Source organism: Ignavibacteriales bacterium, assembly GCA_016214905.1.
In the GTDB taxonomy this organism is placed as follows: Bacteria; Bacteroidota; Ignavibacteria; order UBA10030; family SZUA-254; genus PNNN01.
This window is the reverse complement of the sequence record JACRMQ010000008.1, coordinates 146,007-158,750: the sequence shown is the minus strand read 5'-3', so window position 1 is coordinate 158,750 and position 12,744 is coordinate 146,007. Positions and strand designations below refer to the sequence as shown.

6 protein-coding genes, 1 rRNA gene and 1 other annotated feature are annotated in these 12,744 nt (G+C 43.2%); all 7 genes read left to right on the top strand.

Going from position 1 to position 12,744, the window contains the following annotated elements:
- Position 1: 1 nt before the first annotated feature.
- Positions 2-2,672: a sequence feature (possible 23S ribosomal RNA but does not have good blast hits on one or both of the ends), on the top strand.
- Entirely contained in the window at positions 2,070-2,228 is a 159-nt protein-coding gene (locus tag HZB59_13515) for a hypothetical protein (protein ID MBI5022447.1), read from the top strand. It overlaps the preceding feature by 159 nt.
- Before the next feature lie 153 nt (positions 2,673-2,825).
- Positions 2,826-2,942: ribosomal RNA gene (gene rrf, locus HZB59_13510) — 5S ribosomal RNA — on the top strand.
- Between the two features lie 214 nt (positions 2,943-3,156).
- Entirely contained in the window at positions 3,157-4,923 is a 1,767-nt protein-coding gene (locus tag HZB59_13505; protein MBI5022446.1) for a DUF1573 domain-containing protein, read from the top strand.
- A gap of 225 nt (positions 4,924-5,148) precedes the next feature.
- Entirely contained in the window at positions 5,149-8,214 is a 3,066-nt protein-coding gene (locus HZB59_13500; protein MBI5022445.1) for a hypothetical protein, read from the top strand.
- A gap of 4 nt (positions 8,215-8,218) precedes the next feature.
- Positions 8,219-8,887 carry a response regulator transcription factor gene (locus HZB59_13495; protein ID MBI5022444.1) on the top strand — a complete coding sequence of 223 codons (669 nt, stop codon included), beginning with the start codon at positions 8,219-8,221 and terminating at the stop codon, positions 8,885-8,887.
- Positions 8,888-9,135: 248 nt separating this feature from the next.
- Positions 9,136-9,480 (top strand): response regulator transcription factor, encoded by a 345-nt coding sequence (locus HZB59_13490; GenBank protein ID MBI5022443.1) that lies wholly within the window; start codon positions 9,136-9,138, stop codon positions 9,478-9,480.
- Positions 9,481-9,612: 132 nt separating this feature from the next.
- The gene (locus tag HZB59_13485) at positions 9,613-12,714 is read left to right on the top strand and encodes a T9SS type A sorting domain-containing protein (GenBank protein MBI5022442.1); all 3,102 of its coding nucleotides are present in this window, start codon (positions 9,613-9,615) and stop codon (positions 12,712-12,714) included.
- The last annotated feature ends 30 nt before the right edge of the window (positions 12,715-12,744 follow it).

Below are 12,744 nucleotides of genomic sequence, written 5' to 3'. Positions count from 1 at the left end.
TCGTTTGGAACAACGAATCATAGAAGGTGAAAATCCTGTAAGCGAAATTGTGATGGCTCTCTGATGAGCGTTCCCAAGTACCACGGAATAAGTGGAAGTCTGTGGGAACCTGCGAGAACCATCTCGCAAGGCTAAATACTCTCTGGTGACCGATAGTGAACAAGTACCGTGAGGGAAAGGTGAAAAGCACTCCTAACAGGAGGGTGAAATAGTACCTGAAACCGTATGCTTACAAACGGTCGGAGCAAAGAAAAGGTAGCAATACTTTTTCTGAGTGACGGCGTGCCTTTTGCTTAATGAGCCTACGACTTACTCGTACGTAGCAAGGCTAATGAACTAAGTTCAGCAGCCGTAGCGAAAGCAAGTCTGAATAGGGCGATTTAGTTACGTGCGGTAGACGCGAAACCCATGTGATCTATCCTTGACCAGGATGAAGTGAGGGTAAAACCTCATGGAGGTCCGAACCAGTGAGGGTTGAAAACTTCTTGGATGAGTTGAGGATAGGAGTGAAAAGCTAATCGAACTGGGTGATAGCTCGTACTCCCCGAAATAGCTTTAGGGCTAGCCTCGGGTAATAATGTTTCGGAGGTAGAGCACTGATTGGGCTAGGGTCGTCACAACGATACCAACCCCAGACAAACTCCGAATTCCGAAAACATGTTTCCCGGGAGTCAGGCAACGACGGATAAGCGCCGATGCCGAGAGGAGAACAATCCAGATCATCAGCTAAGGTCCCCAAGTCAAGGTTAACAGACAAAGGATGTTGAGTTGCAGTGACAACTAGGAGGTTGGCTTAGAAGCAGCCATTCCTTGAAAGAGTGCGTAATAGCTCACTAGTCAAGCGACTCGGCGTCGATAATTCTCGGGACTAAACCTTGCACCGAAGCTATGAATGTATAGTAATATACGTGGTAGGGGAGCATTCTATTCCGCGACTGCAGTGCATGCAGATCCCGCAAGGGACGAAGGCGCACAGCGATGTGTACTGGAGCGAATAGAAACGCAGATGTAGGCATGAGTAACGATAACGCAACTGAAAATGTTGCGCACCGAAAATCTAAGGTTTCCTGAGCAACGTTCATCGTCTCAGGGTTAGTCGGACCCTAAGCCGAGGCCGAAAGGCGTAGGTGATGGAAAACAGGTTTAATATTCCTGTACCTGTTTGCAATTGTTTGACCATAAGGAGCGACGCAGGAGTGAACGATCAGCCGTCTGTTGGATTAGACGGTCTAAGGTTGTAGGCGTGGGATGTTGGCAAATCCGCATCCCAGTTATCGCCGAGAGCCGAATGGGATCCCGCAAGGGAACAAACTGATCTTAATCAAGCTGCCGAGAAAACCTTCGTATGGGAAATTGTAGACAGTCCGTACCGTAAACCGACACAGGTAGATGAGAAGAGTATTCTAAGGTGCTCGAGTGAGCCATGGCCAAGGAACTCGGCAAATTAGCCGCGTAACTTCGGGATAAGCGGTGTCCCAACCGGTTAAGAAATTTACTTTCTGAAGCTGGTCGGGATCGCAGTGAAATGGGCCAAGCGACTGTTTAACAAAAACACATCACTCTGCTAACACGTCAAGTGGACGTATAGGGTGTGACACCTGCCCGGTGCTGGAAGGTTAAGGAAGTGAGTCAACCGTAAGGCGAAGCTTGCGACCGAAGCCCCAGTAAACGGCGGCCGTAACTATAACGGTCCTAAGGTAGCGAAATTCCTTGTCGGGTAAGTTCCGACCTGCACGAATGGTGTAACGATTTGGTCACTGTCTCGGCCATGGGCTCGGTGAAATTGTGGTACCGGTGAAGACGCCGGTTACCCGCATATGGACGGAAAGACCCCGTGAAGCTTTACTATACCTTGGCACTGGATTCGGACAAAGCATGTGTAGCATAGGTGGGACGCTTTGAAGCGGGTGCGCTAGCATCCGTGGAGCGGTCAGTGAAATACCACCCTTGTTCTGTTTGACTTCTAACCTCTCGCCGTGAATCCGGCGAAGGGACAATGTCAGGCGGGTAGTTTGACTGGGGCGGTCGCCTCCTAAATTGTAACGGAGGCTCTCAAAGGTGTTCTCAGCATGGTCGGTAATCATGCGACGAGTGTAAAGGCACAAGAACGCCTAACTGCGAGACCTACAAGTCGAGCAGGTGCGAAAGCAGGACTTAGTGATCCGATGGTTGTGTGTGGAAATGCCATCGCTCAAAGGATAAAAGCTACTCCGGGGATAACAGGCTGATCTCGCCCAAGAGTTCATATCGACGGCGAGGTTTGGCACCTCGATGTCGGCTCATCGCATCCTGGGGCTGGAGAAGGTCCCAAGGGTTTGGCTGTTCGCCAATTAAAGCGGTACGTGAGCTGGGTTCAGAACGTCGTGAGACAGTTCGGTCCCTATCCTATGCGGGCGAAGGACATTTGAGGGAAGTCGCTCCTAGTACGAGAGGACCAGAGTGACCGGACCGACGGTGTACCAGTTGTCACGCCAGTGGCAAACGCTGGGTAGCCATGTCCGGAAGGGATAAGCGCTGAAAGCATCTAAGTGCGAAACCCGGCCCAAGATTAGATGTCCCAGGTCGTAAGACCTCTTAAGATTCGTAGAAGATTACTACGTTGATAGGCCACAGATGTAAGTACAGTAATGTATTCAGTCGAGTGGTACTAATAGATCGTGAGACTTAACCATTAATTTTTATTGATTCACAAATCTCACTCGTTCCCAAAGTTATATGCTTCGAACAGTCGTTCGATAGATGTATCTTAAAGTTAGATTGAATATTAAAACATTTTACGATTATGAAGTAGTCCCGCTAAAACGGGACGACTCTTCAATAATTTTTCTGGCGACAATGCCGCGGGTGAAATTCCTCTTCCCATTCCGAACAGAGCAGACAAGCCCCGCAGGGCCGATGGTACTATACGGGTAACTGTATGGGAGAGTAGGTCGTTGCCAGGAGTTTTTTCAAAAGCCTGATTCTTAATAGAGTCGGGCTTTTCTGTTTTATGATTATCCTGCCTTGAATCTTTTCCTGATGGGATTTTTAGGTTTAATTTTATCGACATAAATCTTTCGGTTAAAAAAATTTCCTCTTGACTTTTATGGGGGGGGGTGTTTTTTTAGATGAAAATGCCCGATCAACAATAAAGATAAGTTCTCAACAGGAGGGTGTATGTTTGTTAACACTTATAGAATTCTTTTCATAATCGTTTTCTTTCTATTATTTAGCATGAACTTATTTCCCCAAACACAATGGGGATTTCAGACCAGCGGCACAATTCAAAATTTAAATTCTGTATCCTTCTTTGATACATCTTATGGTGTTGCCGTAGGTGATAGCGGAAAAATTCTATTTACTTCAAATGGAGGTTATAACTGGTCTGTTCGTTTTGGTGAGAGGTATATGGATTCCAACGATGTTGTATACGCAGATTCTCAATCTGTATTCGCCGCAGGTTATCAAGTCTGTATGGATGGGGAATGTGGAATGGTATATCGCTCAACTGATCGAGGTTTAAACTGGCAAACCAAACCCCAGCCGGTTTCTAGAATTAATGCCTTGACTTTCAACTCTACGACAAATGGATTGGGTGTTGGTCATGCTTATAGTTATTGGGACCAACGGGGTTGGGCTTATAATTTCAGGTTTAAGAATAATGATAGTATTTGGAAATCATTCATGGTTATGTGTAACGATACTTCCACGGACGAAGTGATGACAGATGTATCTTATCCCGACACAAACTTCTGTGTTGCAATAACCCAACAAGGAAATATTTATCGGTTAATGAGGGACACATTAACAGATAGAGATAAAATATTCGGAAACAGTTACTGGAGATTGTTAGGCAATTTTCCATACGAGCTAAACAGTATTCATTTTGTCGATACAACAATTGGTACGATTGTAGGAAGCAGTGGGAATATATGGAAAACAACCGATGGTGGATTAAATTGGGAATCTCAAATTAGCGGCACTTCTCAAAACCTGAATAGTGTTTTTTTCTTAAATTCTGCCGAAGGATATATTGCTGGAGATGGTGGAACCATTTTACATACGATAAACGGTGGTAGTACCTGGTCGATTGAAATTAGCGGTACGATTCAGAATTTAAGAAAAATATATTTTATCGATTCAAAACATGGTTGGGTGGTCGGAGGTAATGGATTAATACTTAAGAGAGCTAAATTTAAAAATCTTGTATTACCACAAACCGAAATAAAATTCGGTAAAATTATAGAAAGAGAATCAAGAACAGATAGTATTGTTTTAATGAATACCGGATCTGATTCTATGACGATCTCAAAAATACAATCTGACAACAGCGAATTTGTTTCAACCCAAAGTAATTTAATTCTTCTTCCCGGTCAGGTTATGACTGTTAATATATCATTTTCACCTCTGAGTCCCGGTTCGAAAAGCGGTCACATTATCTTCACACACAATGCACCATCATCCCCCGATACTGTTTTTGTTGAAGGAATGGCATTAGATTACGATACTATGGTAGTTACAGTTAATCCAAAATGGAATCTCGTTTCGAACCCGCGACTTGCGGACAACGATTCAACCCACATTCTTTTTCCATCAGCAATCTCCAAAACATATAAGTATGATCAAACCTTGGGTTATCAGGAATCTCCAAGAATTGAGAATGGGATTGGATATTGGATCAAATTTAATTCTTACGAAGAGTTTAATATTCCAGGAGTTGTTAATACGATTGATACAATTGAAGTGAATGAAGGATGGAATCTCATAGGATCGATTTCTAAACCTATCGCAACAAGCAGTATCATTCAAGTACCTACAAATATTGTAGATTCTGAATATTTCGGTTTTGAAGATGGATACAAAATTACCGATGTGATTATTCCCGGAAAAGCTTATTGGGTTAAGGTAAATATGAATGGCAAGTTGATTCTAATATCTCCTTAACCTATTGAATCATTCAATCATTCAAAATTTCTAAAGCCCGGTTCTTAATAGAGTCGGGCTTTTCTGTTTCAATACATTATGTGAAATGATGCTGTGCAACGACGAAAACTATCCATCAGAAACTCTCTGACAATTAATATCTTCCACCTTGACTTTCAATCCATTACTCGTTATTTTGCTGTATGATAAATCGGATAAGTATCTCTTAAATACTATTGAATCTTCATGACAGAGGTAAGACTAATCCTTGGTCGATATAAAGATTGGAAAAAAATATTTTTCCGTCTATGTATGGTAGTTTCTATTCAAACATTATGTTTATTTTCAACAAGTGTATCCCAGATTCTCCCATTCAAAACTTATTCTGTTAAGGATGGACTTCCTTCGAACGACATAGAAGTGATTGCGCAGGATTCATACGGACGTATGTGGTTTGGAACCACCGATGGTGTCAGCGTGTACGATGGACAAACATTCACAAACTTCACGACTCATGATGGTTTGCCCGGGAATTTCGTCAACCAGATCCTGCCCGATCGAAATATCCCAGGCATTGTATGGATTATTGCGGGAAGCCGTCTTTGCAAGTTCATCGATAACAGCATTACACGAATTCAACTAAATGCTGGTAGCGTGATCAGTATTCATCAGGACAATCGTGGTGTGATTTGGTGCGGTACGGATGTTGGTGTTTTTACAATAGATGGCGATTCGGTTTCTCGTTTCAAGCCGTATGAATTAAACGATCAAATAGAGAGAATCGCCGAAGTTGGTGACAGCGTTTTATGGTTTTCACGCGGATCACTTCTGATTTCTTATTCGCGGAGAACAGGTCGCATTGATCGCTTGGATTGCAAACCTTATGGAAATGGAAATCTCTGGAAGTTATTTGTTGATAAAGCCGGACTGTTATATGCTCTAATGGGTGATTCAGTTAGTGTTAGAATTCGTGACGGCAGAGTTGTAGGGACCAGGCGGAACCCTGCTACTCCAATCGATGCGGTAGAAGATATCGAAAATAATATCTGGTTTGGAGGATATGGCGGGATTTCAAAGATTCAATCGTATCGATTTGCGCACGCTTCGTTTCAACACTTCACAACCTTGAATGGGCTTCAAGAGAACACAGTCCGGTGTGTCTACGTCGACAAGGAACAGAACCTCTGGATCGGCGGTCGCGACAAAGGGCTTGCAAAACTCTCCATCGGATACTCTATCAGGTTTCCACTTGGGTACCTCTGGTACTGGCACCACCATCGAATAGCGGCGGCTGACAGCAGCAATCATCTGTGGGTTGTTTCAGACCAGGATCTTCTTGAGGTATGGCGCGACAAATTCCAGATCTGGCATTCGATGAAGCACGGCATATACAATGGCATAGTATCTCCAATTGAACATAAGAATGGTGCGATTGGTGGCGTAACGATAGACAAGTCGAACAGACTTTGGATGACAAAAACAGAAAATCCCAGTTGGGTAGTAGAATGCTATGAAATTGAGCGCTCCCAAAAAGCTCAACAGATCGACGATCAGCCATCTAAACTAAAGAAGATAAAGACAATTTCACTTCGAAACACTTTACTTGAGAAAGGAATTTTTTCGATTGTAGTTTCGAAAACAGGAGATGTATGGGTGGGAAGCCATGGAATTGCGCGTCTCGATCCGAAAAGCAAAAATCCCATTGTGCGAATCTACGACACTTCCGATGGAATACCTGAAAATTATATCCGCGAGTTATATGAAGATCGCCATGGTAACATTTGGGCCGGTAGTTTACGCGAAGGTGCAATTAAAATCGCACCCGATGGCAAGATAAATCACTACACTAATGCAAATGGTTTACCGGACAACGGTATTTGGTCGTTCATAGAAGATGAGAAAGGTTTGATGATGATCGGCACGTCCAACGGAGGGCTTGCAATGCTCAACGGAGATTCAATCGCCATTCTCTCTCAGCGTGAAGGACTTCCGAGTAACAAAATTGAGTGCGCAACCCGCGACTCTTCAGGTCGTCTTTGGCTCGGTACGTCAATCGGACTGATCTATGAAGATCATCCGGGGTCGAAATCGTTCATTAAGAATCCAACATTCCTCGGTTCCGGCGTTCCCTGTGCCGGTACAACACGAAGTGGGATGGTTTGGTTTATCACCCCAACAGATCTTTGGGTGTATGATTATACTCACGATAGGAAGAATACTATACTACCTCCGGTCTATATAACTAATCTCAATGTGAACGGATTTCGGCGGGAAGTAAAACCAATAATAGAATTATCACACAACGAGGCGAATTGTGAGATAGGTTTTATCGGTATCAGTTTTAAGGATGAAGGAGCTATCCGCTACAAATATCGTCTAATTAATTCAGATGAGAATTGGCAGGAACCAACTTTCAATAGATCGATTACTTACGGGCATCTTGATCCAGGTTCATACCGTTTCGAAGTGAAAGCAATCAACCTCGACGGTCTTGAGAGTGCCGCACCAGCATCAATAACAATCAACATAGCACCCCCGTACTGGCGAACATGGTGGTTTGGTGGAATTATTTTTGTAGGAATTTTATTGATAATTTGGATTATATCTAGTTTCAAAACAGCACGGATTTTAAAAGAACAACAAATTAGCCGCGAATTTTCCCGGCAACTCATAGATTCACAAGAAGCAGAACGGAAGCGTGTTGCAGGTGAACTGCACGATGGTCTTGGCCAGGAGATGATGGTTATTATCAATAGGGCACAGATGGGACTGAATGTAACCGAAACGGAAAAAATGAAATTACAATTAACCGAAATCTCACAAACTGCTTCGCGGGCAATTGAGAATGTAAGAGATATCGCATATAACCTCAGTCCATATCACATAGACCAACTCGGTTTGATCGAATCAGTTAAGAGCATGGTGGATAAGATAGCTGAATTATCACACACCATATTTACAACCAATGTTTTCGCGTTGGATCAAATAGCGGATAAAAAAATCGGTATCAATATTTATCGTATTATTCAGGAATGTTTGAACAACATTGTAAAGCACTCAGATGCTTCAGAAGCCTCCCTAATTGCTGAACAGCATGAGAATGAACTAGTAATTACCGTCCGCGACAACGGCAAAGGATTCGATAATCTTTCCGTAACGAATGGTGCAGGAGCGCGGAAAGGGTTCGGGTTGGTGGGTCTTTCGGAGCGCGTTAAATTACTGAACGGGACATTGGAAATCAAATCATCGCAAAACCAGGGCACAACCATTATCATAACAATTCCATATATTAATACTAACAAAGATTTTTGAAAGAATGGAACAGACAAATAACAAAGAATCCGTACCCATAGTGATTGCCGATGATCACCCCGTTTTCCGCAAAGGCCTGTGCGATATTGTTGCGGCAGAAAAATCTTTAATTGTTGTTGGAGAGACAGGCGACGGTAATCAGGTGCTGAAGCTTGTTCACGAGTTGAAACCGCTGGTCCTTCTCCTCGATCTTAATATGCCCGGTTCGAACGGTTTAGATATAGCGGCATCTCTCCAGGATGAAAATTTTCCTGTAAGGATTATTGTACTCACGATGCATAAAGAGGAGGGAATATTCAACAAGGCGATGGACCACGGTGTTCGGGGTTATGTTTTGAAAGAGTCGGCTGTGAACGACATTCTGCAAAGTATTAAATCGGTCATAAATGATGAATATTATATCAGTCCGGCAATTTCCAAGTACTTATTGAATCGTCGGGGCAAAACAGAATCCATTCTTCTTGAGAATCCGGGTCTTGCTCAACTCACTCCCAATGAGCGAAAAATACTCAAGCTTATTTCTGAAAATAAATCAAGTAAAGAAATTGCAGACCAAATGTTCATCAGCATCCGTACAGTGGAGAACCACCGTATGAATATCTGCAATAAACTAGCCATTCATGGAAGTAATGCCCTCCTAAAATTTGCTATAGAAAATAAGTCGTACCTCTGATTACTCGTCATGCTGACATGTTTCTGGTCGGCATTTATGCAAATCCAACTTCTGTTTAGATCCCGACCAAAAGCTTGTCGGGATGACTCCTATGACTGGAGGAATCCGCAATCTCTAATGTGCAATTCCCAATCAATAGTCTAAAATAAGTACTCCTACTCATCCCCAATTAAGTACCTCCCTCTATTTACTCCGTTTTCCTTTTCCATTATACTATCACACACATAAATTTTAAATGAAATCAGGTAATGATGAAAGTAATGATTGTTGACGATAATGCTTCTATTCGAGATATGATTCGCTCGATACTGTCAACAACAGCGGATAATGTTTATGAATGCAGCGATGGCAATGAAGCATTGAAATCGTACCAACAGTTTCACCCCGATTGGGTGCTTATGGATATAAAAATGAAAATGATGGACGGATTTGAAGCAACTCAGGAGATCTTATCCGAATTTCCGAATGCGAAGATTATTATGATCACTCAGTACGACGATCCAAAATTAGAAGAGAAAGCGCGCAGGATTGGTGCTGTTGAGTTCGTTTTAAAAGAAAAATTAGTTGATATCGAGAGAATAATCAAAAACTAAAAACAAAGCTTCTCAACACCTTCGGTGATCGTGGATTAGAAGTTCACTGACGGAAACGGGAGGGTGAAGCATAAGTCACCCTCCTAAGAATATAAAGTTACAAACCATAATCAAAACATAATGGAGTTCCTCATGAAATACGTTATCACAATTGTTCTTCTGTGCATGATTGTATCGCTGAGTTTTGCACAATCACCAGTTCTGACAAAGCAACAAATTGCCACACCATTGGAAAAACTGCTTAATCCCGATGGCACAATAAATACCAAGTCAGGATATTCCGGCACTCTCGATCCTAAAGGTTACCGCATGATTGAGGACCCTGAAGGCGCACCGAGGTTTGTACGCAATCCTGCAACCACAACATCGTCACCGGACGATGTTAACTGGGATGATCGATTTATGTATCCTGGTTTACAGATGATAACTGGTCAACCGGATTGGGGCTATTCAAGGGCTTTTGAAGTATCAGGTACAGAGCTTTACATGGCCGGCGAATTTTCCTCAGTCAACGGTATCAGCGCAAACTGCATCGCACGATGGAATGGCATAACATGGGACTCGGTTGTTAGTGGGCCAAGCAATATTAATGCTATTGCAATCATCGGAAGCGATATCTATATCGGTGGTAGTTTCCCCAGCACATTTCCTTATGCTGTTGCAGACTTCATTCAATATTGGAACGGCAGCGCATGGTATCCTCTTGGAATAGGAGTAAACGGGAATGTCTATGATCTTGCAGTGAGCGGAAGTGATCTTTACGTTGGTGGAGATTTTACACTTGCCGGTGGTGCGACTGCAAACCGCATTGCTAAATGGAATGGAACGAATTGGGTTTCGCTGGGAAGTGGCGTGAGTGGAAGTGGATATTATATTGGCGTTACGGCGATCGCGATCAGTGGAAGCGATGTATATGTCGGGGGATCTTTCACATCGGCAGGTGGAATTAGTGTTAACAATATTGCAAAGTGGAATGGAACCAAATGGGATTCCCTCGGAAGTGGTATTGTCCGCCCTTCCTACTACGACGGGTACCATGTGGGTGCAATTGCAATTAAAGGGAGCGATGTCTATGTCGGTGGGGTATTTACAACAGCGGGTGGTGTTACTGCAAACATGATAGCAAAATGGAATGGAACGGCTTGGGATTCTCTGGGGAATGATATTACTGGTACTGTATCATCAATTGAAATAATGGGAAGTGATATCTACATCGGGGGACAGCTCTCGTATGCCGGTGGTAAGATTGCAAATGGTATTGCCAAATGGAATGGAACGACATGGGACTCACTTGGGAATGGCCTTGCATATTCTGTATATCCAGGATTTGTCTACAAAATGGCCGTAATGGGAAGTGATCTCTATGTCGGTGGACAATTCCGGAGAGCAGGGAATGTTAAGACATGCGGCATTGCAAGGTGGAATGGTTCTGCCTGGTCAACTATTGGTATCGACGAAAGAAGAAGCGAGGGTGTGAAAGGAATCGTACGTGCAATTGAGAAAAATGGCAACGATGTATACGTGGGAGGAGATTTTATGTACACAGGCGACCTTCAAACCAATCGTATTGCAAAATGGAATGGTTCAGCGTGGGAAAAACTCGGGAATGGTACTCCTGACCCGATATATACTGGCAGCGTCTTTGCCATAGCAGTGAGTGGTTCTAACGTTTACATAGGAGGTGATCTGGATAATGGATGGAGCAGCTTCCGTCCGAACATCGCGAAATGGAATGGCATGATGTGGGATTCTTTGAAAAGTGGAACAAACTCAGATGTGTATGCAATCAAAGTAGTTGGGACAGATGTTTATGTTGGTGGTAATTTCACGAGCGCTGGAGGTATAGCGGGAACAAACTACATCGCAAAATGGGACGGCAGTAACTGGTCGGCTCTGGGGACGGGGATGAACGGCGTCGTCTATGCTCTTGACACACTTGGAGGATATCTCTATGCCGGGGGTCTTTTCACTAATGCCGGAGGCAATCCTGCATCGTATATCGCCAAATGGGATGGCTCAAATTGGTCCGCTGTTGGAACCGGAATGAATGATTTTGTTCGCTGCATGACAACCTCAGCAAGTGAACTTTATATCGGAGGTGGTTTTACAACAGCAGGCGGATTTTCTGCAAACAATATTGTGAAATGGGATGGAACTAACTGGACGCCCCTCGGAAGTGGAACGAACAATTGGGTCAGATCAGTGTCCTTTAGCGGAAGCGATCTTTATGCCGGAGGCGATTTCACAACGGCTGGTGGTACGAGTACAAACTATATCGCGAAGTGGGATGGAAGCAATTGGTTAGCTCTTGGTAGTGGAGTTGATCAGCGTGTACGCGCTATCTGTGCAACAGAGAATCTGGTGTACGCTGGTGGAGAATTCATAAATGCCGGGTTGAAACCCTCACAGAATTTTGGAATATGGAATACTGATACAACCTCACATGTATATTCCGTTTCAGAAGGTTGGAACATGTTATCTGTTCCAGTACATGCCTCAGATTATTTGAAGTCAACAATATATCCTACAGCGGTCTCCCCAGCATTCACATATCAAGGTTCATACACCATAAACGATACACTTCAATCAGGTATCGGTTATTGGGTAAAGTTTGATTCACCCCAAACAGTAGCGTATGCTGGAACACCAATTACTAATGACACTATAGAAGTAGTGGATAAATGGAATATAATCGGTTCTATAAGTACACCGGTTGCGGTATCAAACATTACATCTGAACCTGGTGGAATAGTCACGTCACAATTTTTTTCATATACAGGAACATACCTATCATCAGACAATATAATGCCGGGAAAGGCATACTGGGTAAAGACAAATCAAGCGGGCAAATTGATCCTCTCGAATTCAGGTTCTGCATTGCATGCAAATAAGATACAAATAATACACACAGACGAATTACCACCACCTGCGCCGGGTGAGAGTGAATCATCAACGTTGTTAAAAATGCCTGAATCGTTTGGTCTTCAACAAAATTATCCTAATCCGTTCAATCCCTCAACGATTATCGATTATCAGCTGCCGGTTGCAAATTATGTAACATTAAAAATCTACAACATGCTTGGTCAAGAGGTTCTCAAACTTGTGGATGGGATGCAAGAGGCGGGATATAAATCAGTAAAGTTAGATGCAAGTAATTTACCAAGTGGTATCTATACATACAGATTAAGCGCCAGCACATTCACAGAATCAAAAAAGATGATACTACTAAAATAAGTTCATTAATACGAATTGTTTCCATGGGGG